The organism is Pseudomonas sp. Pseusp88, assembly GCF_047303955.1.
Taxonomy (GTDB): domain Bacteria; phylum Pseudomonadota; class Gammaproteobacteria; order Pseudomonadales; family Pseudomonadaceae; genus Aquipseudomonas.
In genome coordinates, this window is record NZ_JBGLYM010000004.1 from 15,917 (window position 1) to 41,845 (window position 25,929).

The 25,929-nt window shown below is 60.6% G+C and carries 29 protein-coding genes and 1 tRNA gene; 10 read left to right on the top strand and 20 right to left on the bottom strand.

Going from position 1 to position 25,929, the window contains the following annotated elements; genetic code table 11:
* Positions 1–16 precede the first annotated feature (16 nt).
* The 7 genes from pth to ACCD02_RS06695 form a co-directional block, all read right to left on the bottom strand.
* Positions 17–601: an aminoacyl-tRNA hydrolase gene (pth, locus tag ACCD02_RS06665; protein ID WP_259107059.1), complete on the bottom strand. Its 585-nt coding sequence runs from the start codon at positions 599–601 to the stop codon at positions 17–19.
* Positions 602–644: 43 nt separating this feature from the next.
* Entirely contained in the window at positions 645–1,238 is a 594-nt protein-coding gene (locus ACCD02_RS06670) for a 50S ribosomal protein L25/general stress protein Ctc (RefSeq protein ID WP_413299659.1), read from the bottom strand.
* A gap of 136 nt (positions 1,239–1,374) precedes the next feature.
* Entirely contained in the window at positions 1,375–2,316 is a 942-nt protein-coding gene (locus tag ACCD02_RS06675) for a ribose-phosphate pyrophosphokinase (protein ID WP_016971225.1), read from the bottom strand.
* A gap of 47 nt (positions 2,317–2,363) precedes the next feature.
* Positions 2,364–2,438 (bottom strand) — tRNA-Gln (locus ACCD02_RS06680).
* A gap of 36 nt (positions 2,439–2,474) precedes the next feature.
* Positions 2,475–3,326, bottom strand: a complete 852-nt coding sequence (ispE, locus tag ACCD02_RS06685; protein ID WP_413299662.1) for a 4-(cytidine 5'-diphospho)-2-C-methyl-D-erythritol kinase — start codon at positions 3,324–3,326, stop codon at positions 2,475–2,477.
* 2 nt (positions 3,327–3,328) lie between these two features.
* Positions 3,329–3,955, bottom strand: a complete 627-nt coding sequence (gene lolB / locus ACCD02_RS06690) for a lipoprotein insertase outer membrane protein LolB (RefSeq protein WP_413299664.1) — start codon at positions 3,953–3,955, stop codon at positions 3,329–3,331.
* Between the two features lie 3 nt (positions 3,956–3,958).
* Positions 3,959–5,683: a tetratricopeptide repeat protein gene (locus ACCD02_RS06695; protein ID WP_413299666.1), complete on the bottom strand. Its 1,725-nt coding sequence runs from the start codon at positions 5,681–5,683 to the stop codon at positions 3,959–3,961.
* A gap of 225 nt (positions 5,684–5,908) precedes the next feature.
* Here ACCD02_RS06695 and hemA point away from each other — a divergent pair, with 225 nt between their 5' ends.
* The 6 genes from hemA to ACCD02_RS06725 all read left to right on the top strand — a co-directional run bounded on the left by hemA (position 5,909) and on the right by ACCD02_RS06725 (position 11,298).
* Complete coding sequence (gene hemA / locus ACCD02_RS06700; RefSeq protein WP_413299668.1) at positions 5,909–7,186, top strand: glutamyl-tRNA reductase; 1,278 nt, start codon at positions 5,909–5,911, stop codon at positions 7,184–7,186.
* Positions 7,183–8,265, top strand: a complete 1,083-nt coding sequence (prfA, locus tag ACCD02_RS06705) for a peptide chain release factor 1 (RefSeq protein ID WP_413299670.1) — start codon at positions 7,183–7,185, stop codon at positions 8,263–8,265. Before hemA ends, prfA begins: the two co-directional genes overlap by 4 nt.
* Complete coding sequence (prmC, locus tag ACCD02_RS06710) at positions 8,266–9,099, top strand: peptide chain release factor N(5)-glutamine methyltransferase (RefSeq protein WP_413299672.1); 834 nt, start codon at positions 8,266–8,268, stop codon at positions 9,097–9,099.
* Positions 9,093–9,872, top strand: coding sequence for a molybdopterin-synthase adenylyltransferase MoeB (locus tag ACCD02_RS06715; protein WP_413299674.1), 780 nt, complete (start codon positions 9,093–9,095; stop codon positions 9,870–9,872). Before prmC ends, ACCD02_RS06715 begins: the two co-directional genes overlap by 7 nt.
* Positions 9,856–10,656, top strand: a complete 801-nt coding sequence (gene murI / locus ACCD02_RS06720) for a glutamate racemase (protein WP_413299676.1) — start codon at positions 9,856–9,858, stop codon at positions 10,654–10,656. Before ACCD02_RS06715 ends, murI begins: the two co-directional genes overlap by 17 nt.
* Positions 10,657–10,779: 123 nt before the next feature.
* On the top strand, positions 10,780–11,298 hold the full coding sequence (locus ACCD02_RS06725) for an acyloxyacyl hydrolase (protein ID WP_259107111.1): 519 nt from the start codon (positions 10,780–10,782) through the stop codon (positions 11,296–11,298).
* A 114-nt stretch (positions 11,299–11,412) separates the two neighbouring features.
* On the opposite strand, the gene ACCD02_RS06730 is transcribed toward ACCD02_RS06725, so the two are convergent.
* From ACCD02_RS06730 to ACCD02_RS06785, 12 genes are all read right to left on the bottom strand, one after another.
* Positions 11,413–11,727 carry a YkgJ family cysteine cluster protein gene (locus ACCD02_RS06730; protein ID WP_413299679.1) on the bottom strand — a complete coding sequence of 105 codons (315 nt, stop codon included), beginning with the start codon at positions 11,725–11,727 and terminating at the stop codon, positions 11,413–11,415.
* A gap of 26 nt (positions 11,728–11,753) precedes the next feature.
* Positions 11,754–12,287, bottom strand: coding sequence for a DUF2878 domain-containing protein (locus ACCD02_RS06735; RefSeq protein WP_413299681.1), 534 nt, complete (start codon positions 12,285–12,287; stop codon positions 11,754–11,756).
* Positions 12,280–13,548 (bottom strand): class I SAM-dependent methyltransferase, encoded by a 1,269-nt coding sequence (locus ACCD02_RS06740; RefSeq protein ID WP_413299683.1) that lies wholly within the window; start codon positions 13,546–13,548, stop codon positions 12,280–12,282. The genes ACCD02_RS06735 and ACCD02_RS06740 overlap by 8 nt, the downstream gene beginning before the upstream one ends.
* A complete protein-coding gene (locus tag ACCD02_RS06745) occupies positions 13,535–14,335 on the bottom strand; it encodes a DUF1365 domain-containing protein (RefSeq protein WP_413299685.1) in 801 nt (266 codons plus the stop codon). Before ACCD02_RS06745 ends, ACCD02_RS06740 begins: the two co-directional genes overlap by 14 nt.
* Entirely contained in the window at positions 14,332–15,579 is a 1,248-nt protein-coding gene (locus ACCD02_RS06750; RefSeq protein WP_413299687.1) for an NAD(P)/FAD-dependent oxidoreductase, read from the bottom strand. The genes ACCD02_RS06745 and ACCD02_RS06750 overlap by 4 nt, the downstream gene beginning before the upstream one ends.
* Positions 15,576–16,364 (bottom strand): SDR family NAD(P)-dependent oxidoreductase, encoded by a 789-nt coding sequence (locus ACCD02_RS06755; protein ID WP_413299689.1) that lies wholly within the window; start codon positions 16,362–16,364, stop codon positions 15,576–15,578. The genes ACCD02_RS06750 and ACCD02_RS06755 overlap by 4 nt, the downstream gene beginning before the upstream one ends.
* Positions 16,361–16,783 (bottom strand): nuclear transport factor 2 family protein, encoded by a 423-nt coding sequence (locus ACCD02_RS06760; RefSeq protein ID WP_413299691.1) that lies wholly within the window; start codon positions 16,781–16,783, stop codon positions 16,361–16,363. Before ACCD02_RS06760 ends, ACCD02_RS06755 begins: the two co-directional genes overlap by 4 nt.
* Positions 16,776–18,224, bottom strand: coding sequence for a deoxyribodipyrimidine photo-lyase (gene phrB, locus ACCD02_RS06765; RefSeq protein ID WP_413299693.1), 1,449 nt, complete (start codon positions 18,222–18,224; stop codon positions 16,776–16,778). The genes ACCD02_RS06760 and phrB overlap by 8 nt, the downstream gene beginning before the upstream one ends.
* 16 nt (positions 18,225–18,240) lie before the next feature.
* The gene (locus ACCD02_RS06770) at positions 18,241–19,155 is read right to left on the bottom strand and encodes a MerR family transcriptional regulator (protein WP_413299695.1); all 915 of its coding nucleotides are present in this window, start codon (positions 19,153–19,155) and stop codon (positions 18,241–18,243) included.
* Positions 19,156–19,157: 2 nt separating this feature from the next.
* Positions 19,158–20,117, bottom strand: coding sequence for a YbgA family protein (locus tag ACCD02_RS06775; RefSeq protein WP_413300260.1), 960 nt, complete (start codon positions 20,115–20,117; stop codon positions 19,158–19,160).
* A 211-nt stretch (positions 20,118–20,328) separates the two neighbouring features.
* The gene (locus tag ACCD02_RS06780; RefSeq protein WP_413299697.1) at positions 20,329–20,544 is read right to left on the bottom strand and encodes a TIGR02450 family Trp-rich protein; all 216 of its coding nucleotides are present in this window, start codon (positions 20,542–20,544) and stop codon (positions 20,329–20,331) included.
* Entirely contained in the window at positions 20,541–21,527 is a 987-nt protein-coding gene (locus ACCD02_RS06785) for an NAD(P)/FAD-dependent oxidoreductase (protein WP_413299699.1), read from the bottom strand. Before ACCD02_RS06785 ends, ACCD02_RS06780 begins: the two co-directional genes overlap by 4 nt.
* A 300-nt stretch (positions 21,528–21,827) precedes the next feature.
* On the opposite strand from ACCD02_RS06785, the gene ACCD02_RS06790 reads away from it, so the two are divergent.
* Positions 21,828–22,730, top strand: coding sequence for a TIGR01777 family oxidoreductase (locus tag ACCD02_RS06790; protein ID WP_413299701.1), 903 nt, complete (start codon positions 21,828–21,830; stop codon positions 22,728–22,730).
* 13 nt (positions 22,731–22,743) lie between these two features.
* Positions 22,744–23,769: a ferrochelatase gene (gene hemH, locus ACCD02_RS06795; RefSeq protein WP_413299703.1), complete on the top strand. Its 1,026-nt coding sequence runs from the start codon at positions 22,744–22,746 to the stop codon at positions 23,767–23,769.
* 181 nt (positions 23,770–23,950) lie between these two features.
* Here hemH and upp read toward each other — a convergent pair whose 3' ends face one another.
* The gene (upp, locus tag ACCD02_RS06800; RefSeq protein WP_413299705.1) at positions 23,951–24,586 is read right to left on the bottom strand and encodes a uracil phosphoribosyltransferase; all 636 of its coding nucleotides are present in this window, start codon (positions 24,584–24,586) and stop codon (positions 23,951–23,953) included.
* 203 nt (positions 24,587–24,789) lie between these two features.
* On the opposite strand from upp, the gene ACCD02_RS06805 reads away from it, so the two are divergent.
* Together ACCD02_RS06805 and ACCD02_RS06810 are read left to right on the top strand one after the other, a co-directional pair.
* On the top strand, positions 24,790–25,347 hold the full coding sequence (locus tag ACCD02_RS06805; protein WP_259107157.1) for a hypoxanthine-guanine phosphoribosyltransferase: 558 nt from the start codon (positions 24,790–24,792) through the stop codon (positions 25,345–25,347).
* A gap of 52 nt (positions 25,348–25,399) precedes the next feature.
* On the top strand, positions 25,400–25,894 hold the full coding sequence (locus ACCD02_RS06810) for a hypothetical protein (protein WP_413299707.1): 495 nt from the start codon (positions 25,400–25,402) through the stop codon (positions 25,892–25,894).
* The last annotated feature ends 35 nt before the right edge of the window (positions 25,895–25,929 follow it).

The following is a 25,929-nucleotide window of genomic DNA, read 5'->3' on the forward strand; positions in this document are numbered from 1 at the left end:
TTCCCCTCGAGTGGTGTCAGGCCTTCTGGCTGTGCAGGTTTTTCATCGCCCGGTTCCATTCACCGGCGAAGATATCCGGCAGCACGCCGAGGGCAAAGTCGATGCTGGCGTCCAGTTTTTCCTGTTCGGCGCGCGGCGCACGACCCAGGACAAAACCGGAGACCTTGCTGGCATCGCCCGGGTGGCCAATGCCAAGCCGCAAGCGATGGAAGGTGTTCTGGTTGCCGAGCTGCGCAATGATGTCGCGCAACCCGTTATGACCGCCATGGCCGCCGCCAACCTTGAGCTTGGCAACGCCCGGAGGCAAGTCCAGTTCGTCATGCGCCACCAGAATCGCGTCTACCGGGATGCGGTAGAAACCGGCGAGAGCCGCTACGGCCTGGCCGCTGCGGTTCATGTAGGTGGTGGGTATCAGCAGACGAACATCCTGACCCTGGTGCGTGAAGCGCCCGGTCAGGCCAAAGAATTTGCGCTCGGCGACGAGATTGACTCGTTGCGCCGCAGCGATACGCTCAACGAAAAGAGCCCCTGCGTTATGCCGGGTCTGTTCGTATTCAGTGCCTGGATTTCCCAGGCCAACGATCAGTTGTATGGCGGTCACGACAGGGGCCCTTCTTCAGCAACTTCTGACAATGGCGAGTGAATTACTCGGCAGCGTCTTCGGTCGGTGCTACGCGTGGAGCGTGAACGTTGGCAACAGCCAGGTCGTTACCGTGCGCCAGTGCAACGAACTCAACGCCTTTAGGGGCCTTGACGTCGGACAGGTGAACGATGTCGCCGATTTCAGCGTTGTTCAGGTCGACTTCGATGAACTCAGGCAGATCTTTCGGCAGGCAGGTCACTTCAACTTCAGCAACAACGTGCGAAATTTCGCCGCCTTTCTTGATCGGAGCAGCTTCGTTGATGAAGTGCAATGGAACGTGAGCGGTCAGTTTCTGACCAGCAACAACGCGGACGAAGTCAGCGTGCAGCACGTGGCCTTTGGCCGGGTGACGCTGCAGAGCTTTGATGACGACGTTTTGCTTGGTGCCGCCGATGTTCAGCTCGATGATGTGGCTGTAGGCCGCTTCGTTTTCGAGCAGTTTGGCAACTTCTTTGGCCAGCATGCTGATGGACTCAGGGGCTTTTTCGCCACCGTAGACTACAGCTGGAACCAGGCTTGCGAGACGACGCAGGCGGCGGCTCGCACCTTTCCCCAGGTCGGAACGCACTTCAGCATTCAGGGTAAATTCGTTCATGTTGTATCTCCAAATTAGCCACATTCGACTGGCGTTTGCGACCGACGCCAGGACGATATGGGCAAAAAAGCCCCGCCCCGACGGAATGTCGGGGCGGGGCGCTTTTCGTCAGCGGGATGAGCGAAGGGCAGGGCCCTTAGCGGAACATCGCGCTGATCGATTCTTCATTGCTGATGCGGCGGACCGCCTCAGCGACAACCGGTGCGATATCCAGTTGACGGATACGGCTACAGGCTTGTGCAGCAGCGGACAACGGGATGGTGTTGGTCACCACCAGTTCGTCCAGCACGGAATTTTCGATGTTCTCGATTGCACGACCCGACAGTACAGGGTGTGTGCAATACGCGAATACCTTGGCTGCGCCATGCTCTTTCAGGGCCTTGGCCGCGTGGCACAGGGTGCCGGCGGTATCGACCATGTCATCAACCAGGATACAGGTACGCCCTTCGACGTCGCCGATGATATGCATCACTTCGGAGTGATTGGCTTTCTCGCGGCGTTTGTCGATGATCCCGAGATCGACGCCCAGGGATTTGGCAACAGCACGTGCACGCACGACGCCGCCGATATCCGGGGATACGATCATCAGGTTTTCAAAGCGCTGATCTTCGATGTCATCCACCAGAACCGGGGAGCCGTAGATGTTATCTACCGGAATATCGAAGAAGCCCTGAATCTGGTCAGCATGCAGATCAACCGTGAGAACACGGTCGATGCCGACTACGGTGAGCATGTCAGCGACGACTTTCGCGCTTATTGCCACACGTGCGGAACGCGGACGGCGATCCTGACGGGCATAACCAAAGTAAGGAATAACAGCAGTGATTCGAGTCGCTGAGGAGCGGCGGAAGGCATCAGCCATCACGACGAGTTCCATCAGGTTATCGTTGGTCGGAGCGCAAGTCGGCTGAATAATGAAGACGTCTTTACCGCGAACGTTTTCATTGATTTCCGCTGTAATTTCGCCGTCGGAAAACTTACCGACAGAAATATCACCGAGAGGAATATGCAGCTGACGTACGACACGTCGAGCCAGATCGGGGTTGGCGTTCCCCGTAAAGACCATCATCTTGGACACGCGCAGTACCTGAAGGCTGAGGGTATACCTGGATGAGTATAGGAAAATGGCAGGGGCGGCTGGATTCGAACCAACGCATGGCAGGATCAAAACCTGCTGCCTTACCGCTTGGCGACGCCCCTGTATCTGTTGCAACGAGTACCCAGTACTCGGTTCCTTTAGAGCAGACTTTGCAGCTTGCGATGCAACATCGAAACGTTGCTTCCCTTTGCTACAAACCCTGTAAGGGTCTCTGTAAGAAGGGCCGAGACTTTATCAGCTTCAGCTTTGTTTGGGAAGGCCCCAAACACACAACTTCCAGTTCCGGTTAATTTTGCTTCGGTAAATTTACCTAGCAAATTCAAAGCGTTACGTACATCTGGATAACGCCTTGCTACAACCGGTAAGCAGTCATTTCGACTGTTTCCCTTGGGAACGGGGCGCACTTTAATGGGAGGTGTGTCGCGTGTCAACAGTGGATCTGAAAAAATTTCTGCTGTACTTACAGAGACTTGCGGTACAAGCACCAGATACCACGGTTCTTCGGGGTTTTCCGGGGTCAGGATTTCGCCGACACCTTCGGCAAAAGCCGCGTGGCCACGGACGAAAACCGGTACATCGGCGCCCAGGGTCAGGCCCAGAGCGGCGAGCTGATCCTCGCTCCAGGCAAGCTTCCACAAATGATTGAGCGCCAGCAGGGTGGTGGCTGCATCGGAACTGCCGCCACCGATACCACCGCCCATGGGCAGACGTTTTTCCAGCCAGATATCCATGCCGAGCGTACAACCTGATTGTTGTTGCAGCGCGCGGGCGGCCTTGACGATCAGGTTGCTGTCGTGGGGTACGCCGGGGACTTCGGTTTGCAGGCGGATGTCGCCGTCCTCGCGTACGGCGAAGGAAAGTTCGTCGCCGTAATCGAGAAACTGAAACAGGGTTTGCAGTTCGTGATAGCCGTCAGGGCGACGGCCGAGGATGTGCAGCATCAGGTTGAGCTTGGCCGGGGCGGGCAGGGTCAGGCGCGGCTGGCTCATGCTTATTGCCCCAGTTTGCGTGGCTGCCAGTCCTTGACCACCACCGTGACGTCGAGATCCTGACCGTGCAACTTGATACGCTCGGGCAGCCAATAGCCGTTCTGCTCCACGTAGCTGAGGTATTCGACCTGCCAGCCATCCTGTTCGAGGCTGGCCAGGCGGCTGTCGCCATCGAGGGTCAGGCGGCTTTTTGTGTCCGGCGCGGGAAGGCCGCGAACCCACCAGACCAGATGGGACACCGGCAGTTTCCAGCCCAGTTGTTCTTCAAGCAGGGTTTCCGGGTCCTTGGCTTCGAAGCGGCCCTGGTTGGCCACCTCCAGCGACACGGCACCGGGACGTCCGGTCAGGCGGGCAGCGCCGCGGCCCAGCGGGCCGGACAGGCGAATATCGTAGTAGTCCTGGCGTTGCAGCCAGAACAGCGTGCCGCTGCCCGAGTCCTTGGGTGCGCGGATCCCGACCTTGCCGTTGATCTGCCAGCCGTCGAGGCTGCTCAATTGGGTCTTGTGGGCATTCCACTGGGCGGGATTGCCCTGGCCTTGCAGGGATTCGTGGGAGGTAAGCCCCGCACAACCGGCGAGCAGGGCGATCAGGCTGAAAGCGATAACGTGGCGAATGTGGCGCAAAAACATAAATCAGAGGGTCTCGGAGCCGGTCAGGCGCTTGATGGTGCTGCGCAGGACGGGGCTGTCAGGTTGTTGTTCGAGGGCCTTGCTCCACACCTTGCGGGCTTCGCGCTGCTGACCTTTGGCCCACAGTACTTCACCCAGGTGCGCGGCGACTTCGTGGTCCGGGAAGCGTTCAAGGGCCTGGCGCAGCAGGCGTTCGGCTTCGTCGAGGTTGCCCAGGCGATAGTTGACCCAGCCCAGGCTGTCGAGCACGGCCGGATCTTCCGGATTGAGGTCGTGGGCCTTCTGGATCAGTTCCTTGGCTTCGGCGTAGCGCGTGGTGCGGTCGGACAGGGTGTAGCCCAGCGCGTTGAGGGCCATGGCGTTTTCCGGCTCGCGCTTGAGAATCGCCCGCAGGTCTTTCTCGGTCTGCGCCAGGTCGTCGCGTTTTTCCGCGAGCATGGCGCGGGTGTAGAGCAGGTTCAGGTCATCGGGATACTGCTTGAGCGCGGTGTTGAGCGTCTGCCAGCCCCGTTCGCCCTGATTGTTGTTGACCTGGGTTTCGGCCTCGACCAGGTACAGCTGGATCGCATAGTCAGGGTTGGCTTCACGGGCTTCGGCCAGACGCTTGGAGGCTTCGGCAGCGTTGCCGTTGCTCATCAGAATGTCACTCTGGCGCAGCTGGGCAGGCAGGTAATCAGTACCCGGGCCGACCTGGGCATATTCGCCCAGGGCTTGCTGCGGGTCGTTGCGCTCTTCGTAAATGCGCCCCAGATTAAGGTGCGCAGAGTCGACATGGGCGCCGCGTTCGACCAGTTCCTGCAGGTAACCGGCGGCCTCGTCCCATGCCTTGGCTTCCAGGCACACCAGTGCCAGGGAGAAGCGCAGTTCGTCATCGTCAGGGAACTGCTGCACCAGGTTCGAGAACTGGGTCTTGGCGTCTTCCATGCGGTTCTGTTCGACCAGGGCGCGGGCATAGCTCAGGCGCAGGCGTTTGTCGTCCGGGTATTTCTTGATGCTTTTTTCCAGCAGCGGCAGTGCTTCCTTGCCCCGGTCCAGGCCTTGCAGCAGGCGGGCATGGAGCAGGATCGGCGCGACTTCACCGGGCTTGGGCGGATTGTCTTCCAGCAGCTTGAGGGCTTTGTCGGCGTCGCCATTCTGTTGCAGCAGCAGCGCCTTGCCGAAGATCAACTGGCCGTTTTTCGGGTATTTGCCCAGCAGGCGGTCGAAACTGGTCAGCAGACCGTTGCGGGTACTGGAATCGGTTTCCGCCGCCGACAGGGCGAGGAAGTCGAAATGGGTATCGCCCTGACCTTGCAGGACCCTTTCCATATACAGCATCGAGTCGTCATAGCGACCGGCACGGGCCAGTTGAATGGCGGCCACGCGCTGGGCTTCGAGATTTTCCGGATCGTTGCGCGACCAGATCAGCGCGGTATCCAGGGCCGCCTGATCGGCGCCCAGGTATTCGGCGATGCGGTAGGCGCGCTCGGAAACCCCGGGATCCTGGGTCTTGATCGCCTGGGTGACGTAGTTGTCCAGCGCCAGGTCGAAGCGATTGCGCTGGCCTGCCAGCTCCGCGCTCAACAGGCTGACCAGAGTCTCCTGGGTGAACGAGCCATACACCTGCGGCTTGGCGGCAGGCGCAGGCGGGGCGTCCTGCTGCGCCGGGACGGACGGCGAATCGGCGGCCATGTTCTGGCAGCCGCCAAGAAGGGCAAGGGCGAGGAGTAACGCGGAGGATCTATTCATATATAAGAAGGGACGACTTACCTGCGGTTTGAGCATCATGACACAAGGCTGGGAGCAAACCCACAGCCGCTTGGAAAACTACGGGATCGCCATTTGCAGCCCCTCTGCGGGGCAAAATGATGGCATTTCCCGGTCCGTTCTATAGGGACAATAGTCAGCGGTAGTTGTTCTGAACCTTTTGAAGTAGGACAATTGTCGGCTTCACGTCACCATCAGCGACCTTGAATGGCCTTCCTTGCACTTGGTATCAACCATAAGACTGCCTCGGTAGACGTCCGCGAGCGCGTGGCATTTACGCCCGAGCAGCTGGTTGAAGCGTTGCAGCAGCTCTGCCGGATCACCGACAGCCGCGAAGCCGCGATCCTTTCGACCTGTAATCGCAGCGAGCTGTACATCGAGCATGACCAGCTCGAATCCGATTCCATCCTGGCGTGGCTGGCCCATTATCACCAGCTGAACCTCGAAGAGCTGCGCGCCAGTGCCTATGTGCACGAAAACGATGCGGCAGTTCGTCACATGATGCGCGTGGCCTCGGGACTCGACTCTCTGGTGTTGGGCGAACCGCAGATTCTCGGCCAGATGAAGTCGGCCTACGCCGTTGCGCGAGAGGCCGGCACCGTCGGCCCGTTGCTGGGGCGGCTGTTCCAGGCGACGTTCAATGCGGCCAAGCAGGTGCGCACCGATACCGCCATCGGCGAAAACCCGGTGTCCGTGGCCTTTGCCGCCGTCAGCCTGGCCAAACAGATTTTCAGCGACCTGCAACGCAGCCAGGCGTTGCTGATCGGTGCCGGCGAGACCATCACCCTGGTCGCGCGCCACTTGCATGACCTGGGGGTCAAGCGCATCGTGGTGGCCAACCGTACCCTGGAGCGTGCCAGCCTGTTGGCCGCCGAGTTCGGTGCCCATGCCGTATTGCTCTCGGATATCCCGGCCGAACTGGTCAACAGCGACATCGTGATCAGCTCCACCGCCAGCCAGTTGCCGATCCTGGGCAAGGGCGCGGTGGAAAGCGCACTGAAGCTGCGCAAGCACAAACCGATCTTCATGGTCGATATTGCCGTGCCCCGGGACATCGAACCCGAGGTCGGCGAGCTCGATGACGTCTACCTGTACAGCGTCGATGACCTGCACGAGGTGGTAGCCGAAAACCTCAAGAGTCGCCAGGGCGCGGCCCAGGCTGCCGAGGAGATGGTCAGTGTCGGCGCCGATGAGTTCATGTCGCGCCTGCGCGAACTGGCCGCCGTCGACGTGTTGCGCGCCTATCGCCAGCAAAGCGAACGCCTGCGTGACGAGGAGCTGGCCAAGGCCCAGCGTGCCCTGGCCAACGGTGGCAATGCCGAAGAAGTACTGGCGCAACTGGCTCGCGGCCTGACCAACAAACTGCTGCATGCCCCCAGCGTACAGTTGAAGAAACTGTCTGCCGAAGGTCGCTTCGACGCGCTGGCCATGGCCCAGGAATTATTTGCCCTCAACGAGGGCTCGACGGATAAAACCCCGCAATGAAAGCTTCACTGCTCAATAAGCTGGATGTGCTCAGCGACCGTTTCGAGGAACTGACCGCGTTGCTCGGCGACGGCGAAGTCATTTCCGACCAGACCCGATTCCGCGCCTATTCTCGTGAGTACGCTGAAGTCGAGCCGGTGATCGAGGCTTACCGTCAGTTGCTCAAGGTGCAAGCGGACCTTGAAGGCGCCCAGGCGCTGCTCAAGGACAACGACCCCGACATGCGCGAAATGGCCGTCGAGGAAGTGCGCGAGGCCAAGGAGCAACTGGTCGGGCTGGAAAGCAACCTGCAACGCATGTTGCTGCCCAAGGATCCCAACGACGGGCGCAACGTGTTTCTCGAGATCCGTGCCGGTACCGGCGGTGACGAGGCGGCGATCTTCTCCGGTGACCTGTTCCGCATGTACTCGCGTTATGCTGAGCGTCGCGGCTGGCGCGTGGAAGTGCTCTCGGAAAACGAAGGCGAGCATGGCGGCTTCAAGGAAGTCATTGCCCGTGTCGAAGGCGAGAATGTCTATGGCAAGCTCAAGTTCGAATCCGGCGCACACCGCGTGCAGCGCGTGCCGGAAACCGAGTCCCAGGGCCGTATCCATACCTCGGCCTGTACCGTGGCCGTGCTGCCCGAGCCCGATGAGCAACAGGCCATTGAGATCAACCCGGCGGACCTGCGCGTGGATACCTATCGTTCGTCCGGTGCCGGTGGCCAGCACGTCAACAAAACCGACTCGGCGATCCGCATTACTCACTTGCCGTCGGGTATCGTCGTCGAGTGCCAGGAAGAACGTTCCCAGCACAAGAACCGGGCACGGGCCATGTCCTGGTTGTCGGCCAAGCTCAACGATCAGCAGACCAGCGCCGCTGCCAATGCCATCGCCAGCGAGCGCAAGCTGCTGGTGGGCTCGGGTGATCGCTCCGAGCGCATTCGTACCTATAACTTCCCTCAAGGGCGAGTCACGGATCACCGCGTCAACCTCACGTTGTATTCGCTGGATGAAGTTCTGGCCGGTGGGGTCGATGCAGTGATAGAACCGTTGCTCGCTGAATATCAGGCTGACCAACTCGCGGCTCTGGGTGAGTAAATGACCATCATTGCCAGTTTGTTAAGAAACGCCGAACTCCCCGACTCGCCGACCGCGCGTCTGGATGCCGAATTGTTGCTGGCTGCTGCCTTGGGCAAGCCCCGCAGTTTCCTGCACACCTGGCCTGAGCGCATCGTCAGCACCGAGGCGGCGCAGACGTTCACCGAATACCTCAAGCGGCGTCTGACCGGCGAGCCGGTGGCGTACATCCTTGGCCAGCAGGGTTTCTGGAAGCTGGACCTGGATGTGGCGCCCCACACCCTGATTCCGCGACCCGAGACCGAGATGCTGGTTGAAGCGGCGCTGGAGCTGGTGCCGGGTTTCGCCACGGTATCGTTACTCGATCTGGGAACCGGCAGCGGTGCCATTGCCCTGGCCCTGGCCAGCGAGCGTCCGGTGTGGACCGTTACTGCCGTGGACCGCGTGCCCGAAGCCGTAGCCTTGGCCGAACGCAACCGCAAGCGCCTGCATCTGGATAACGTCACGGTGCTGGAAAGCCAGTGGTTCAGTGCTCTGGAAGGGCAGCGCTTCGACTTGATCATCAGTAACCCGCCCTATATCGCCAGCAGCGATCCGCATCTGGCCGAAGGCGATGTGCGTTTCGAGCCCAGCAGTGCTCTGGTGGCGGGCACGGATGGCCTTGATGACCTGCGGCAGATCGTTGCCCAGGCGCCGCAGCATCTCAACAGCGACGGCTGGTTGCTGCTCGAGCATGGCTACGACCAGGGCGCGGCCGTGCGTGACCTGCTGGTCCAGCACGGTTTCGAGCGGGTGAAGACCCGGCGCGATCTGGGGGATCACGAACGGATTACCTTCGGGCATCTGCCGTGCTGACTGACGCCGAGCTGCTGCGCTACAGCCGCCAGATTCTGCTGCAACACATCGATATCGACGGCCAGTTGCGCCTCAAGCAGGGCCGGGCGTTGATCATCGGCCTGGGCGGCCTGGGGTCGCCCGTGGCGCTGTACCTGGCCGCAGCCGGCGTGGGTGAGCTGCATCTGGCCGACTTCGATACGGTCGACCTGACCAATCTGCAACGGCAGATCCTGCACGACAGCCACAGCGTCGGCCAGACCAAGGTCGATTCGGCCATGGCCCGTCTCAATGCGATCAATCCTGACATCACCCTGGTGCCCCATCCCACAGCGCTGGATGCCGATTCCCTGGCAACCGCAGTGGCTGCCGTGGACGTGGTGCTCGATTGCTCGGACAACTTCGGTACTCGCGAAGCCGTAAATGCCGCCTGTGTCGTAGCGCGCAAGCCGCTGGTCAGCGGCGCGGCGATTCGCCTGGAAGGGCAACTGTCGGTGTTCGACCCGCGCCGTGAAGACAGCCCCTGCTACCACTGCCTGTATGGGCATGGCAGCGAGGCCGAGCTGACGTGCAGCGAAGCCGGAGTCGTTGGCCCGCTGGTGGGGCTGGTCGGCAGCCTGCAAGCGCTGGAAGCGCTCAAGCTGCTGGCGGGCTTCGGTGAGACCCTGGTCGGCCGTCTGCTGCTGATCGATGCCCTGACTACGCGATTCCGTGAACTGAAAGTGCGCCGCGACCCGAAATGCAGCGTATGCCAGACCATTCATCATCAGGGCAGCCATGACCAAAGCCAGTGACGCGCCGGTTGCTGTGTTCGATTCCGGTGTCGGCGGCCTGTCGGTACTGGGTGAGATCAACCGCCTGCTGCCCAATGAGTCGCTGCTGTATGTCGCCGACTGCGGACACATTCCCTACGGCGAAAAAAGCCCCGAGTTCATTCGCCAGCGTTGCGCGCTCATCGCCGAGTTCTTCCATCAGCAACGCGCCAAGGCCCTGGTGATTGCCTGCAATACTGCAACCGTGGCCGCTGCCGCCGAGTTGCGCCTGCGTTATCCCGATTGGCCGCTGGTGGCCATGGAACCTGCGGTCAAACCGGCGGCCGCTGCGACCCGCAGTGGCGTGGTCGGTGTGCTGGCGACCACTGGCACTTTGAAGAGCGCCAAGTTCGCGGCGTTGCTTGATCGCTTCGCGACCGATGTAAAAGTGGTGACGCAGCCATGCCCCGGTCTTGTCGAGCTGATCGAAACTGGCGACGTGCACAGCCCGGCGATTCGTCAGCTGTTGCAAAGCTATGTCGAGCCGCTGCTGGCCGAAGGTTGCGACACCATCATCCTCGGCTGTACCCATTACCCCTTCCTCAAGCCGCTTCTGCGGCAGATGGTGCCGGACTCGATCAGCCTGATCGACACTGGCGGCGCCGTCGCCCGGCAACTTCAGCGCTTGCTGCAACAGCAGGATTTACTTGCCCGGGGCCCGGCACGTGAAACATTATTCTGGAGTAGCGGCGATACTGACGCATTCAGAAAAATTCTTCCGGTGCTATGGAAAAGCACCGACTCTGTGCGAAGCTTTGATCTGTAAGTAATCTGTTACAAATTCGTTTGCCGATTGAACTATTCGGCGATGGCGGATTTCTACAGTCGTCTCCAAGACTGTTTCAAAAAAATAATCGTGATACTGCGTTCAGAACATAGGATGTTTCCGATGAAGCGACTGTTTTGTTTGGCTGCGATTGCGGCTGCGTGTGTGGGACAAAGTGCACTGGCGTTGGCCGATGGGGTTGAGTTTTCCGTAGGCGCCACCGGTCAGTCGGACATGACCTATCGGCTGGGTGTGCAGCTCGATTGGGACAAGAGCTGGATGCAGAGCGATGTAGGGCGCCTGACCGGCTACTGGAGTGGCGCCTATACCTATTGGGATGGCGACAAGCGCTCCAGTGTCAGCAGCCTGTCGTTCTCTCCGGTACTGGTCTACGAATTCGCCGGTGACCGGATCAAGCCTTATATCGAGGCAGGCATCGGGGTCGCAGTGTTCTCCAATGACCGTATCGAAGACAAGGAATTGGGCACGGCCTTCAACTTCGAGGACCGCATTGGTTTCGGCCTGCGTTTCGCTGGTGGTCATGAAGTCGGCATTCGCGCGACGCATTACTCCAACGCCGGCATCAAAGAGCCTAACGACGGTATCGAAAGCTACGCCGTGCACTACACCATGCCGTTCTGATGTTTGAGTGTAACGAACGGGCAGTTACTGTCTGTTGGCTTGCTGTAATCAATGCTTCATGAACATGTGTGCCTGGACTGTCTGGTTAGTCCAGGCCTACATGTTCGTGAGCAACTACACATATGCCGTGGTGATACCCTGGCGCTCGTTCATACACTCATCTGAACCCGTTTCGAACTCGCGGCAGATCAATGGCCGCCGCTCATAGATCGTGCACAGCATGCTGTCGCGATCCAGCGCCGCACACCAGCCGTCGTCCAGACGCAGCATCACTTCGCCGCCCCATTCATCCACGTCGATAAAGCGATCAGGCACGCCGGTGTCGGTGATCAGCATCACTTCAAGCTGGCAGCAGCAGGCCGCACAGGTCGAGCATGTCACGGCAGGCTCTGTGGCAACGGGGACAAGGGGGATGAGGGTCGTAGTCATAGCGGCGCAGTGTAGGGCATGACGGCTCAGTCGTGGTGACGATCGAGTGACGGTGCCGACGGGATGTTGCGCAGGTACCTTGCCAGCCAGTGCAATGCGGGGAACACGCAGGCCCAGATCAGTCCCAGCAGGATCAGGCTCGGCCACAGTCCCAATGGCAACTGCACCCCGGCCAAACGGGCGCCGGCCCAGTAGGACAGCGGGCCGCCGATGGCACCGAGCAGGCTCGCCCGCCACCAGGGCGTGGCGCTCCAGGCCAGGCAATGGTTGAGGCTAATCGCCAACAAGGCCCACATCAGCATCAGCCACAGCGGGATCAGCGGTCCGCCGGGCGGGAATTGGAAGACGTCGAGCATGGTCAGGCTGCTGTCGAGCAGGGTGCCCAGCGCAGTCACCCAGATCAGCAGTTTGCCTTCCCGGGCCCATGAACCCACCCAGTACAGATGCATTATCAGGATGGCTACCGTCAGCAGCAGCCAATAACTGTCACCGCCCAACGCACAGATGAACCACCCTGCCTGGAACAGCGCGGCATTGGCCAGGGCTGGCTGTCTACGCATCAAAACGGCCTAGCAGCGGTTGCGTCACAGCAGCCGGTTTGGCCAGCAACAGTTGCGCGGTGCCGATGGTGCGCTCCAGAAACCCGCCTTCGCAGTAACACAGATAGAACTCCCACAGACGCAGGAAGTAATCGTCGTAGCCCAGCTCGGTCAGCGAGCCGTGGGCGCGGCGGAAGTTGTCGTGCCACAGACGCAACGTGCGGGCGTAGTGCAGGCCGAAGTCTTCCATGTGCAGCAGGTTCATGTCGGTGTCGCGACCAACGATTTCCAGCATCTTCTGCACCGACGGCAGGGCGCCGCCGGGGAAGATATAGCGCTGGATGAAGTCCACACTGCGCCGTGCCTGTTCATAGCGCTGCTCACGAATGGTGATGGCCTGCAGCAGCATCAGCCCGTCGCTCTTGAGCAGGCGGGCGCATTGCTGGAAGTAGGTGGGCAGGAACTGATGACCCACGGCTTCGATCATTTCGATGGACACCAGCTTGTCGTACTGGCCCTGCAGGTCGCGGTAGTCCTCCAGCAACAGCGTGACCCGGTCGGTCAGGCCCAAGGCCCGCAAGCGCTCGGCGGTGTAAGCGAATTGTTCCTTTGACAAGGTGGTGGTGGTTACCCGGCAGCCAAAGCGTTGCGCGGCGTAGATCGCCATGCTGCCCCAGCCGGTGCCGATTTCCAGCAGATGGTCGGTGTGGGTCAGGGCCAGCTTCTGGCAGATGCGCTCCAGCTTGTTCAGCTGGGCCTGTTCAAGGGTGTCTTCCTCGCGCTGGAACTGGGCAGCGGAGTACATCATGGTCGGGTCGAGAAATTGCTCGAATAGATTATTGCCCAGGTCGTAGTGCGCCGAAATATTCTTCTGCGAGCCCTTGCGGGTATTGCGATTAAGCCAGTGCAGCGCCTGGACGAATGGGCGACTCAGACGCGCCAGGCCACCTTCCATGGCGTCGAGCACATCAAGGTTGCTGACGAACACGCGAATTACCGCTGTCAGGTCCGGGGATGTCCAATAACCATGAATAAAGGCTTCCCCCGCACCGATGGAGCCGTTACCCGCAACCAGGCCCCACAGAGCGGGATCAAGAATGGTGATTTCGCCCAGGAGCGGCGCACCGGCCTGGCCGAAGACATGCCGCTCCTGGCCCTCATTGATCACCAATTGTCCGTTGCGCAGCTTGGCCAGTTGACGTAACACTCCGCGCCGCAGGAGGCTGGCGGTGAGACTATTGGCGCTCAGGCTGCTGGAAAAACTGCTGCTAGGGCTTTTCATGGCGTCGATCCTTGAGTTGCACGTGCGCAATACGAAAGGCGCCGTCGGCAGCCTGGTGGGAAAAAATCGGTACGCGCTTGAGCAGCAGGCGCAGGGCCTGCCAGTAGATGGCCAGGGCGGTCTTGGCGGTCATCCACGGGTAGGTGAACAGGTAGCGGTGCAGCGTCTTGCGATTCAGTGGCTGGCGTTCGAGGTTGAGGGTCGCGTCGAACATCTTGAGCTCGCCCTGCCAGTCGGCCATGTGCACGCCAAGGCGCGCGGCGGGCTGGCTGAAACTCATGCGGTATTCCAGGTCACGGGGCAGGAACGGCGAGACATGAAACGCCTTGGCCACGGCAAAGTGCTGATGGCCTTCGCCATTGGCGGGGAGCACGTAGTGATAGCGCTCGCGCCAGGGTGTATTGGTGACTTCGCAAAGCACCGCAGCCAATTGACCATCGGCTTCGTGGCAGTAGAAGAAACTCACCGGGTTGAACGACAGACCCCAACTGCGCACCTGGGTCAGCAGGCAGACCTTGCCCAGAGGCGTATAGCCCAGCGCAATGGCGACTTGTGCTCGCACGGCATCAAGCAGGCTTGAACCCTCTTTAGTCAGCTCAGGCAGATAGTCGCTTTCGCGAAAGGAAAATGGCGCAAAACGGCAGCTGCCCGCCAGGGGCGACAGGCCGAGCACTTGCTCCTGTTCGCTCAGGTCCAGGTACAGCATGCCGATGCGGTAAGTGAAATGATGAGCTTTGGGCGAGAACCGCCGATGGCTGATCCAGCCATGGTACAGGGCGCTGTTCACAGGTGTTCCCCGAAGGCACTGGCTACACGCAGGGCGCTGACGACGCCATCTTCATGGAAGCCATTGGCCCAGTAGGCACCGCAGAAATAGCTGTGCCGCACGCCATGCAACTCTTCCCAGCGCGCCTGGGCGGCCACTGCGGCCAGGCTGTACTGCGGATGAGCGTAGCGGTAGCGGGCGAGGATCTTCTGCGGGTCGATGGCGGCCGTCTGATTCAGGCTGACGCAGAAAGTGGTGTCGCTGGCGATGCCCTGCAGGATGTTCATGTCGTAGGTCACTGCGGCCAGTTGTTGGCCGCTGCCGCCGAGGCGGTAGTTCCAGCTGGCCCAGGCCAAGGGGCGTTTGGGCAGCAGGCGAGTGTCGGTGTGCAGGACCACGTCGTTGTCGGCGTAGGGCAGGGCGCCAAGGATTTGCCGTTCCGCTGTCGAGGCCTCGGCCAACAGCGCCAGGGCCTGGTCGCTGTGGCAGGCGAATACCACTTTGTCGAAGCGCTCGCTGCCATGGGCGCTATGGATCAGTACGCCAGCGTCATCGCGCTCGACCGTTTGTACCGGGCAATTCAGACGGATGTGCCGGGCGAACGAGCGGGTCAGTGGCTCGATATAACGGCTGGAGCCGCCACTGATCACCTGCCACTGTGGCCGATGATTGACCGATAGCAGGCCGTGATTCTTGAAGAAGCGCACGAAGAATTGCACAGGGAAAGCGAGCATGTCGGCCAGGGACATGGACCATATCGCCGCGCCCATGGGCACAATGTAATGCTCGATGAAGCGTTGGCCGTAGCCGCCGCCCTCCAGGTACTCGCCCAGGGTGGTGTTGTCGGCGATGCGCTGGTTCTGCAGGTCGGCGATGGCTTCGCGGTTGAAGCGCATGATGTCGCGCAACATGCCCCAGAACTGCGGCGACAGCAGATTGCGACGCTGGGCGAACAGGCTGTTGAGGTTGTTGCCGTTGTACTCGGTGCCGGTCACCGGGTCGCTCACCGAAAAACTCATCTCGGTGGCTTTGAAGTCGACCTTGAGCTGTTTGAGCAGGCGGATGAAATTCGGATAGGTCCAGTCGTTGAAGACAATGAAGCCGGTATCGATGGAATAGGAACGATCAGCGACCGTGACATCCACCGTATGGGTATGGCCGCCGATCCAGTCAGCGGCCTCGAAGACCGTGATGTCATGCTTGCGCGCCAGCAGGTAGGCGCTGGTCAGGCCGGCGATACCACTGCCGATGATGGCGATCTTCATTGCGCGTCCTCATGGGCCTGTTCTTTGCGCGCCATGCGTTTGCCCAGAGCCAGTTGCAGGCGTAGCGGCAGCATGGCCAGCAAGCGCATTGCCAGGATAAACGGGCCGGGGAAGGCAATTTCCATTGGGCGGCGCTGGCGCTGTATCCGTATGGCGATATAGCGCGCGGCTTTTAGCGCATGCCAGCGCATGGGCATGGCGAAATCATTCTGCGCAGTCAGGGGCGTGTCGACGAAACCGGGGTTGACCACGGTGACGTCAATGCCTTCTTCGGCAATATCGATGCGCAATGAGTCGAACAGATAACGCAGGCCCGCTTTCGAGGCGCCGTAGGCTTCGGAGCGCGGCAGCGGCAGGATCGTCACCGCACTGACCACCCCGACCAGATGCGGCCGATGGCCCAGGCGCAGCAGGGGCAGGGCTTCCTGGATGCAGTAGCTGGTCGCTATCAGGTTGGTGCGCACTACACGCTCGATCATGGCGGCGTCGAACTGCCGGGCATCGATGTATTCACAGGTGCCGGCATTGAGGATCGCCATGTCCAGCGCGCCCCAGGCCCCGGCGATGCGGTCGCAGATTTCACAGATTTGCGTGGCATCGTTGATATCGCCTGGTGCGACAATGACCTGCTTGGGAAAACGCTTGTACAGGGCTTCCAGCGGTGCACCCGTGCGGGCAGTGACAGCGACGTGGTGACCGGCAAGCAACAGCTCTTCGGCCAGGGCCAGGCCGATGCCGCTGCTGGCACCGGTAAGCCAGATACGCTGATGATCCGGGTGGCTCATGACAGTCTCCTTTTCAACCAACCGATGGCCTGTCCCATGACTGGCAGGTGCTCATAGAGCAGGGCTCCGGCGTCGAAGTAGTCGCGGTGCCTATAGACCTTGCTGTGCCAGGCCAGGTGCGAGCAGCCCTCGACGTGCACGGTGCGGCCCTTGTTCAGGCGCGGGTGGGCGTAGTGCAGGGTCCAGCGCAAATAACCTTCGCCTTCGCGGAGCTGATCGAAGGCATGAAAATCGAAACGCAATTCGCTGACCTGGCTGTACAGCTCGGCGAAATAGCGGCGCATCGCATCCAGGCCATGGACCTCATGCAGCGGATCGGTGAAGCGAACGTCGTCGCTGTACAGCTCGCCGAGGCGGTCCAGGTGGTCCTTGTCCAGGGCCGCGAAGCCTTGGGCGAAGCGCTGCAGGAAGTCACTCATAAGCGGACTCGAGGGCCGATTGACGGTGCGGCAACGCCTTGAATGCGGCCAGGGCGCGGGCACGGCTGGCGCTCAGGTCGACCATGGGCGCCGGATAATCGACCGGCGCGAACAATGCGCCCGCGGCGCTCGGGTTGTGCACATCCTTCTTGTTGAGGTCCGCCAGCTGCGGCAGCCAGTGCTTGATAAAGCGCCCGTCCGGGTCGAACTTCTGCGACTGCGACAGCGGATTGAAAATGCGGAAATAGGGCGCTGAATCAGTGCCGGTGGACGAACTCCACTGCCAGCCGCCGTTATTTGCGGCCAGGTCGCCATCAATCAGGTGTTGCATGAAAAAACGCTCGCCTTCTCGCCAGTCCAGCAGCAGGTTCTTGGTTACGAACATGGCCACGACCATGCGCAGACGGTTATGCATCCAACCGGTTTCCAGCAGTTGGCGCATGGCTGCGTCGATGATAGGCAGGCCGGTGCGTGCTTGCTGCCAGGCCGCGAGATCCTCTGGAGCCTTGCGCCACTGCAGCGCCTCGGTCTCCGGGCGGAAAGCACGATGGCGCGAAACGCGCGGGTAGCCGACCAGGATGTGTTTGTAAAACTCGCGCCAAAGCAATTCGTTGATCCAAGTCACGCTGCCGTTGTTGCCGGTTTCGAATTCGCCGTTGTTGCTGCTCAAGGCGGCATGCAGGCATTGACGCGGTGAAAGCACACCGCTGGCCAGGTAAGGCGACAGCTGACTGGTGCCGGGTTTGGCCGGGAAGTCGCGTTGCAACTGATAGTCCTGAATGCGTTCATCACTGAAACGCTCCAGACGTTGCCGTGCTTCTTCTTCACCTGCAGGCCAGAGTGCTCGCAAGCTTGGTGATGGCGGGGTAAAACCCTCGACCCGAGTCGGTGGCACATCGCTCTTGATCGACAGCGGTGCTTGCGCCTTGGGCGTGCGCACCGGCCGGGGCATGCTTTCGTACAAGCGCGAATAGCAAACCTTGCGGAACTGGCTGAAGACCTGGAAGTAACTGCCGTTACGGGTCAGCACGCTGCCGGGCTGGAACAGCAACTGGTCCAGATAGTGGTGCAAGTCCACGCCTGAGTTATCCAGTGCATGGGCCACAGCCTGATCACGACGGGTTTCGTTGATGCCGTATTCATCGTTGGCATGCACCGCTTCGATGCGATGTTCGCGGCACACTTGCAACAGCACCTCGGGGGCCAGGTCCCAGGTATCGGCGTGACGAATCAGCAGGGGAATATTCAGTGCGGCCAGGTCTTTCTCCAGCGTCACCAGGTTACGCAGCCAGAAATCCACCTTGTTGGCCGCGTCGTCATGTTGCCGCCATTGACCGGGGCTGAGCAGAAACAGGGCCACGGTCGGTCCGCGCTCCATGGCCGCAGTCAGGGCCGTGTTGTCGTGAATGCGCAGGTCGCTGCGTAGCCAGAGCAGTTGCATGGTCAGTCCTCAGCTTTCAAATAAGGCCGAGCCGCTGGAGGGCGGACTGGGCGGTCAAGGGGTCTTCGGCGAGCGTCAAACCCTCGGACTCGTAAGCTGATACGGACAACTCAGCCGAATGGATGCGCACCGTTGGTCCAGCCAATAATCTGGGGCAGGAAATCGTGGCCAACAGACGTGGGAGTTGAGTCAGGTTCACCGGCTTGCTCGAATACAGCAGCACGCCGCGTGCCTTCAGGCGTTCGACGGCCATGGCCAGTTCGCCCACGGCCAGGGGCCAGTCGAAGACTTCCACCGGGCAGTCGGCGGAGCTGACGAGCCAGGCGGTGAGCCACAGGTGCGGCTCCATGGCCAGGTCGGAGTGATTGACCAGCAACATGGGTGCGCCGCTGATCTGGCGATTGTTGTGATAGATCCGCGCACCAAGCTTGCTGCGTAGCCAGGAGTAGAAGAACACCTGTTCCAGTTGCGCGCCGAGCTGACCCTGCCAGCGTTGTTCCAGTTCGTTCAGCAACGGCTGCAGCAACTGTTCGCACAGGGTGCGCGGCGGATACAGCGACATGGCCTGGTTGAAAGTACTGTCCAGGCGTCGCTCGGCCAGATCGTGGATCGCCGCCAGCAGATTCTGGCGCAAGGCCTGCCAGTCATTGCCGGGAGGCAGGCTGACCGGCTGGCTGCTGTCGAGTAGATGCTTGACCTGGCTGACCGGCACGCCGCGATTGAGCCAGGTGAGGATGTGCAGCACACGCTGCACATGTTCTTCTGAATACAGGCGATGACCTTTGGGCGTGCGGTGCGGCACGATCAGGCCATAACGTCGTTCCCAGGCGCGCAGGGTGACGGCGTTGACGCCGGTCTTGCGGGCAATTTCACGAATCGGCAACCAATCGGCTTGCGCGCCTTCGTGGTCGATATCGGGCAATTCATTCATGATCAGATCGCATTGCGCAGGCTGAGATTTTCCGGGTGCGGCTGCATGTAAACCTGGAGCGCGACATACGGGTCGGGGTGTTGGCGAAAATGGTGTTTGAGCAGAGTCAGCGGCACCACCAACGGCACGATGCCTTGGCGATACTGGCTGATCAGTTCCTGGAGTTCCTGCTTGTCGGCGCCGCTCAAGGTCTGTTTGAGGTAGCCGCTCAGGTGTTGCAGGACATTGGTATGGGTGCCGCGGGTGGCACATTTCTTCAGGGCAGCCATCAGCTCGGTGAAATAGCGCGGGGCCAGCTCGTCAATGTCGTCGTGCTTGCCCATGCTGCCCAACAGGGCACCGAGCACTTTGTATTGCACCGGGTTGCTGGCCATCAGCTGGTATTTGTAGCGTGAGTGGAACTCGGTCAGGCTGCGGCGGCTGATGCCTTGTGCGCACAGTGCCTGCCAGGCGGCATAGGCAAAAACCCGGGTGATGAAGTTCTCGCGCAGCACCGGGTCATTGAGTCGACCGTCTTCTTCCACCGGCAGATTGGGATGACGGGCGCAGAACGCCTTGGCGTAGATGCCGGTGCCGCCGCCATCCACCGGCGCGCCATTTTCACGGTAGACCTTGACCCGCTCCAGGCCGCATGACGGCGATTTCTGCATGAAAATGTAGCCACAGATATCAGCCAGCTCGACGGCCATCTGCTCGCCATAAGCGGCCAGCTCTTTGGTGACGTTCAGGTCGGCACTGATCGTGCCCACTGCCTGAGGTTGCTCGGCATCCCCGACCAGGCGAATGGTCTCCCGAGGAATACCCAGGCCGATGGCGACTTCCGGGCAGGCGGTGATGAACTCGAAGTGCTCGCTCAGGACCTGGGTGCACAGCAGGGATTGTTTATGCCCGCCGTTGTAGCGCACCTCGGCGCCCATGAGGCAGGCGCTGATACCGAGTTTTGGCTTGTTGACAACGGGCATGAGCATGGCAGCCTCTGGACAATACTTGTACGCAGGACTTCCCGTGTACAACTTACGTCCATCATAGGGGCGAAGTTGTACAAGTCAAACTTTATGTATAGGTATTGCTCGGATGACAGGGTCCCGCGCCATCACGAAGCAGGCACTGGACGTTATGGGACCGGCTAAAACCGGTCCCACAATTCGCATTTTCAAATCAGCAAGGAGGGTGTTACTGCCAGCCCATCCGCCAACTCACGGCATTCTGCAAGGTCTGCCAGGGCAGGCGTTCGCTGCGGCGGGTAAGCACGGCCTGGAGTTCGATCTCCAGTACCGTGCCTTCTTCATCGCGGAACAGTTCGGTGACCAGAAAGTGCTTTTCCCGGTTGCGCGGCTGTGCTGCCGTCCACTTGGACAGCAGCAGTTTGCGCGGATTGAGTTGATTCATTGCAGATGCTCGAGCAGGCGCCGCGCGGCTTCCTGACCGCTGAGCCAGGCGCCTTCGACCCGGCCCGACAGGCACCAGTCGCCGCAGACATAGATACCCAGGTCGGCATCCGACAGCGCGCCCCACTCACGGGCGCCGGCAGGCCGGGCATACAACCAGCGGTGCGCCAGGCTGAAGGCGGGGGCGGGCATGGCGCAGCCGATCAACTCGGCGAAGGCTCCATGCAGGTGATCGATCACCTCTTCGCGGGGCATGTCCAGATGCTCACGGCTCCACTGGCTGGTGGCGTGCAGCACCCAGGTGTCGACGCTTTCATTGCGCTCGGGTTTGCTGCGATTGCGGGCCAGCCAGTCGATCGGGCTGCCGCGCACGAAGCAGCCTTCCAGCGGCGTTTGCAACGGCGTGTCGAAGGCCAGGGCCACGGCCCAGGTCGGCTCCATCTTCACTCCGGCAACCACCCCGGCGAGCTTTGGCGCGGCAGCCAGCAGGGTTGTGGCCTGGGGCGCTGGCGTGGCGACCACGACATGGCTGAAGGGGCCATGGCTTTTGCCTTCGCTGTCGATCAGGTGCCAGTGTTCTTCGCCGCGCAGGACTTCACTGATGCGGCAGGAGAATGTCACCGGCAGATCACCGAGCATGGCGCGGGTAATGGCGCTCATGCGCGGCTTGCCGACCCAGCGCACCTGTTCGTCGGGCGACGGGCTGAGCTGGCCGTTGTGGGCGTTATAGAGTTGCGGCGCCCATTCGGCGACGACGCCATTGGCCCGCCACTGGTTGACGACATTGACGAAGCGCCGGTCGCGGGCGGTGAAGTATTGCGCGCCCATGTCCAGCGCGCCTGCTTCGCTGCGCTTGCTCGACATGCGTCCGCCACTGCCGCGGCTTTTGTCGAAAAGATGAATGGCATGCCCGGCTGCGTGTAGAGCCTGGGCGGCGGAGAGTCCGGCGATGCCGGTACCGATGATTGCGATAGGTACAGTCATAGGGGCCTCGTTACCTTGTCTGCACAGAGTACGCCGTAGTTAAAACCTGTACAAATCTGTTTTTTGGTATAAGTTGTCGCGTGTCTAAAAGCACAGAATTCTGGCTTCAGGCTCGTACGGCGCGAGCGCTATTCTGATCTTTGGATGCAAGCGGTCAACTGTGCGAACGGACAGTCAACCGTCGATGTCTTTGAGCCAAGGCTCGGGGCCGCTGATGATCAGCTGCTTTTAGCACGCATCAGCGCTACCTTGAAAAATAGACTACTGAAGTGCCATGAACGCCACGCAAGGACACCTGCCATGCATATATTGCTGACCGGCGGTACGGGATTGATAGGACGCGAGCTATGTCGTCTCTGGCTCACCCAAGGGCATCAACTGACGGTTTTGAGCCGCAGTCCTCATGAGGTCGCCGCCTTGTGTGGGTCGCAGGTGCTCGGCGTCGCGCGGCTGGAAGACATTGGCGACCAACCCGTAGATGCGGTGATCAACCTGGCGGGCGCCCCGGTGGCGGCTCGGCCCTGGACGAGCAAGCGCAAGAGCTTCGTTTGGGACAGCCGCATCGGCCTGACCGAGCGTCTTCTGGCCTGGCTGCAAGTGCGCGAGCAGAAGCCGCGGGTACTGATTTCCGGCTCTGCCGTGGGTTATTACGGCGACTGCGGCGAGCGTGAAATCGACGAAGAGTCCCTGCCGGTCAATCCTGATTACGCCAGCCAATTGTGCGTTGCCTGGGAAGAAACCGCTCAGCGTGCCGAAGCCATGGGTATCCGGGTTGTCTGTCTGCGCACAGGTCTGGTGTTGTCTGCTAAAGGCGGCTTTCTGCAACAGACGCTGGCGCCCTTCAAGTTCGGCCTGGGTGCCCGTTTGGGCAGTGGTCGGCAATGGATGCCGTGGATTCATATCGCCGATCAAATCGCGGCGATTGATTTTCTGTTAAACCTGCCGGATGCCCGAGGTCCGTATAATGTCTGTGCGCCATCACCGGTCCGCAATCAGGTGTTTACCAAGACTCTGGCGAAGGTTCTGCATCGCCCGACCTTCATGATCATGCCGGCGGCGGTGCTGAAAGTGTTGCTGGGCGAGATGTCGGTGCTGTTGCTGGGTGGCCAGCGCGCACGACCTGCGCGCTTGCAGGCGGCGGGCTTCACCTTTCGTTATCTGGATTTGACCGCGGCCTTGAATAATGTGACAGGCCGCCACTGAAATAGGACGTTGCATGACCGATCACGCGCTGTTGCTGGTCAACCTGGGTTCGCCGGCTTCCACCAACGTGGCCGATGTGCGCCGCTATCTCAATCAGTTCCTGATGGACCCCTATGTCATCGATCTGCCGTGGCCGGTGCGGCGCCTGTTGGTGTCGCTGATCCTGATCAAGCGTCCGGAGCAGTCGGCCCACGCCTATGCGTCGATCTGGTGGGATGAAGGCTCGCCTCTGGTGGTGCTCAGCCAGCGTTTGCAGGAGCAGATGCGCAAGCAGTGGACTCATGGCCCAGTCGAGTTGGCGATGCGCTACGGTGAGCCGTCCATTGAAACCGTGCTGAATCGCCTCGCTGCCCAGGGCATCAAGAAGGTTACCCTGGCCCCGCTTTATCCGCAGTTTGCCGACAGCACCGTGACCACGGTGGTCGAGGAAGCCAAGCGGGTGGCCAAGGCGCAGAGCCTCAACATGCAGTTCTCGCTGTTGCAGCCGTTCTATGATCAGCCCGAGTATCTCGATGCTTTGGTGGAGAGCGCCCGCCCGTATCTGCAGCAATCTCACGATCACCTGCTGTTGAGTTTCCATGGTCTGCCTGAGCGGCATCTGCATAAGCTCGACCCCACCGGCCAGCACTGCTTAAAAGGCAGTGACTGCTGCCAGAATGCGCCTGCCGACGTGCTCGCGACCTGCTACCGCGCGCAATGCCTGCGCTCGGCGGCACATTTTGCTGAGCGCCTTGGGTTGCCTGAAGGCAGCTGGTCAGTGTCCTTCCAGTCGCGACTGGGACGGGCCAAATGGATTGAACCCTACACCGAGGCGCGGCTGGAAGAACTGGCCAGGCAGGGCGTGAAGAAGATTCTGGTGATGTGCCCGGCGTTCGTCGCCGACTGCATCGAGACCCTGGAGGAGATCGGCGACCGCGGCGCGGAAACTTTCCGCGAGGCAGGGGGAGAGGAACTGGTGCTGATTCCTTGCCTCAACGACGATCCGAACTGGGCGGTGGCGTTGAACCGGTTATGTGAGCGGGCGCCGTTGATGCTTTAACAATGGCTTCAGGAGGTGGAGGCAGAGTCATAGAGGCTAATTGTGGGAGCGAATTCATTCGCGAAAACGGCGTTTCAGACGATGAAACTGTATTGAATGAACAGACCTCTTCGCGAATGAATTCGCTCCCACAACATTCGCTTCCCCAGAGGGGGAGGTCAACGCCTCTGCCGCTTCGCCGTCAATCCTTCTGCTTGGTCCCGAAGATCTTGTCCCCGGCATCGCCCAGGCCCGGCATGATGTAGCCCTGTTCGTTGAGGCAGTCGTCGATGGACGCGGTGTAGATCATCACGTCCGGATGAGCCTTCTCCACGGTAGCAATGCCTTCCGGCGCAGCAACCAGAACCATGGCGCGGATCTCCTTGCAACCGGCTTTCTTCAGCAGGTCGATGGCCGAGACCATGGAGTTGCCGGTGGCCAGCATCGGGTCGATGATCATCGCCAGGCGCTCGTTGATCTCAGGCACCAGTTTTTCCAGGTAGGTATGGGCCTGCAGGGTTTCTTCATTGCGGGCCAGGCCCACGGCACTGACTTTGGCACCCGGGATCAGGCTGAGCACGCCGTCGAGCATGCCAATACCGGCGCGCAGGATCGGTACCACTGTGATCTTCTTGCCGGCGATCTTCTCGACCTGGACGGTCCCGGCCCAGCCCTGGATCTCGTAGCTTTCCAGAGGCAGATCGGCAGTGGCTTCATAAGTCAGCAGGGCACCGACTTCTTGCGCGAGTTCACGAAAATTCTTGGTGCTGATATCGGCACGGCGCATCAGGCCGAGCTTGTGGCGGATCAGCGGGTGGCGGATCTCACGAATGGGCATAGGAAAAGCTCCGGCGTCAGGCAAAAAACGGCCTAGATTAATCTATTCGGTTGTTACTGTCTTACTACAGATGGGGCAATGTCCTACTGCTGGGAAGGCTGTGTACTACTTCTGAAGCAACGTTAGTCCATAATCACTTGCCCTGGCCCGAGCGGATGCGTACCTTTGCCCGCTTTTCTTACACTGCCCCTCTGGAGAACCTCATGTCTGCCGATCTCGAGCATATCCGTCAAATCATGCGCGAGGCTGACTGCCTGTATAACGAAGCCGAAGTCGAAGCGGCCATTGCCCGTGTCGGCGCTCAGATCAATGCCGAGCTGGCCGAGCGCAACCCGGTGGTGTTCTGTGTGATGAATGGCGGCCTGATTTTCGCCGGCAAGCTGCTGACTCATCTGAACTTCCCTCTGGAAGCGTCCTACCTGCATGCCACCCGTTATCGCAATGAAACCAGCGGCGGCGAGCTGTTCTGGAAGGCCAAGCCGGAAGTGTCGTTCATCGACCGCGACGTGCTGATCATCGACGACATTCTCGACGAGGGGCACACCCTGGGCGCGATCATCGACTTCTGCCGTCATGCCGGTGCCCGCGCCGTACATACCGCCGTGCTGATCGACAAGGACCACGACCGCAAGGCGCGTCCGGACCTGAAAGCCGATTTCGTCGGCCTGCCGTGCATCGACCGCTACATCTTCGGCTATGGCATGGACTACAAGGGCTACTGGCGCAACGCGGCGGGTATCTACGCCGTCAAGGGTCTCTAAGTACCGCGGCATCCCGTGCTAAAGTGCCAGCCACTTTTCACGGGATGCCGACATGAAGTCATTGCTTTGTCGCCGTACCGCAGCCCTCTTGCTGTTGTGCAGCCTGCCTCTGGTTACACCTGCCTTTGCCGAACCCATGCACGCGCAATACCTGCCGCCTGATGATCTGGCGGTCCGGGAAGGCGAGCCCGAGCAACAGCAACTGTTGCAGATCACCGAGTATTCGGTAGTAGTAGGTAGTCAGCGGCAATCCAATCAGCAGCCGATTCCGGTCACCTCGCCTCTGGTGTTGCGCCTCAAGGGCAAGCCGATGAACAAAGGGGCGACCATTGCCGAGGTGCTGATTCACTTCGATGGCGAAAGCAAAAGCCTGAAAAAGCCTACCTTTGATCCGCAGAGCCGCGTTCTGACGCTCTATTACCCGCCCACGCAATACCGGGTTCTGGTGGATCTGCTGCGTAACGAAAAGGTCTATTGCCAGTTCCTCAGCTATGCCAACGGCCACGTCTGGGCCGATATTCACACCACCGGCTTACGTGCGCGTTGAGCCGCATCACGGGCCGGGGGTAAACTGCCCGGCCG

Bases quoted from the DNA above. Each gene is read 5' to 3' on its own strand.
- ACCD02_RS06670 (WP_413299659.1), bottom strand. From the start codon at position 1,238: ATGAACGAATTTACCCTGAATGCTGAAGTGCGTTCCGACCTGGGGAAA.
- ispE (WP_413299662.1), bottom strand. From the start codon at position 3,326: ATGAGCCAGCCGCGCCTGACCCTGCCCGCCCCGGCCAAGCTCAACCTG.
- lolB (WP_413299664.1), bottom strand. From the start codon at position 3,955: ATGTTTTTGCGCCACATTCGCCACGTTATCGCTTTCAGCCTGATCGCC.
- ACCD02_RS06695 (WP_413299666.1), bottom strand. From the start codon at position 5,683: ATGAATAGATCCTCCGCGTTACTCCTCGCCCTTGCCCTTCTTGGCGGC.
- hemA (WP_413299668.1), top strand. From the start codon at position 5,909: ATGGCCTTCCTTGCACTTGGTATCAACCATAAGACTGCCTCGGTAGAC.
- prfA (WP_413299670.1), top strand. From the start codon at position 7,183: ATGAAAGCTTCACTGCTCAATAAGCTGGATGTGCTCAGCGACCGTTTC.
- prmC (WP_413299672.1), top strand. From the start codon at position 8,266: ATGACCATCATTGCCAGTTTGTTAAGAAACGCCGAACTCCCCGACTCG.
- murI (WP_413299676.1), top strand. From the start codon at position 9,856: ATGACCAAAGCCAGTGACGCGCCGGTTGCTGTGTTCGATTCCGGTGTC.
- ACCD02_RS06725 (WP_259107111.1), top strand. From the start codon at position 10,780: ATGAAGCGACTGTTTTGTTTGGCTGCGATTGCGGCTGCGTGTGTGGGA.
- ACCD02_RS06730 (WP_413299679.1), bottom strand. From the start codon at position 11,727: ATGACTACGACCCTCATCCCCCTTGTCCCCGTTGCCACAGAGCCTGCC.
- ACCD02_RS06735 (WP_413299681.1), bottom strand. From the start codon at position 12,287: ATGCGTAGACAGCCAGCCCTGGCCAATGCCGCGCTGTTCCAGGCAGGG.
- ACCD02_RS06740 (WP_413299683.1), bottom strand. From the start codon at position 13,548: ATGAAAAGCCCTAGCAGCAGTTTTTCCAGCAGCCTGAGCGCCAATAGT.
- ACCD02_RS06750 (WP_413299687.1), bottom strand. From the start codon at position 15,579: ATGAAGATCGCCATCATCGGCAGTGGTATCGCCGGCCTGACCAGCGCC.
- ACCD02_RS06755 (WP_413299689.1), bottom strand. From the start codon at position 16,364: ATGAGCCACCCGGATCATCAGCGTATCTGGCTTACCGGTGCCAGCAGC.
- ACCD02_RS06760 (WP_413299691.1), bottom strand. From the start codon at position 16,783: ATGAGTGACTTCCTGCAGCGCTTCGCCCAAGGCTTCGCGGCCCTGGAC.
- phrB (WP_413299693.1), bottom strand. From the start codon at position 18,224: ATGCAACTGCTCTGGCTACGCAGCGACCTGCGCATTCACGACAACACG.
- ACCD02_RS06770 (WP_413299695.1), bottom strand. From the start codon at position 19,155: ATGAATGAATTGCCCGATATCGACCACGAAGGCGCGCAAGCCGATTGG.
- ACCD02_RS06775 (WP_413300260.1), bottom strand. From the start codon at position 20,117: ATGCCCGTTGTCAACAAGCCAAAACTCGGTATCAGCGCCTGCCTCATG.
- ACCD02_RS06780 (WP_413299697.1), bottom strand. From the start codon at position 20,544: ATGAATCAACTCAATCCGCGCAAACTGCTGCTGTCCAAGTGGACGGCA.
- ACCD02_RS06785 (WP_413299699.1), bottom strand. From the start codon at position 21,527: ATGACTGTACCTATCGCAATCATCGGTACCGGCATCGCCGGACTCTCC.
- ACCD02_RS06790 (WP_413299701.1), top strand. From the start codon at position 21,828: ATGCATATATTGCTGACCGGCGGTACGGGATTGATAGGACGCGAGCTA.
- hemH (WP_413299703.1), top strand. From the start codon at position 22,744: ATGACCGATCACGCGCTGTTGCTGGTCAACCTGGGTTCGCCGGCTTCC.
- upp (WP_413299705.1), bottom strand. From the start codon at position 24,586: ATGCCCATTCGTGAGATCCGCCACCCGCTGATCCGCCACAAGCTCGGC.
- ACCD02_RS06805 (WP_259107157.1), top strand. From the start codon at position 24,790: ATGTCTGCCGATCTCGAGCATATCCGTCAAATCATGCGCGAGGCTGAC.
- ACCD02_RS06810 (WP_413299707.1), top strand. From the start codon at position 25,400: ATGAAGTCATTGCTTTGTCGCCGTACCGCAGCCCTCTTGCTGTTGTGC.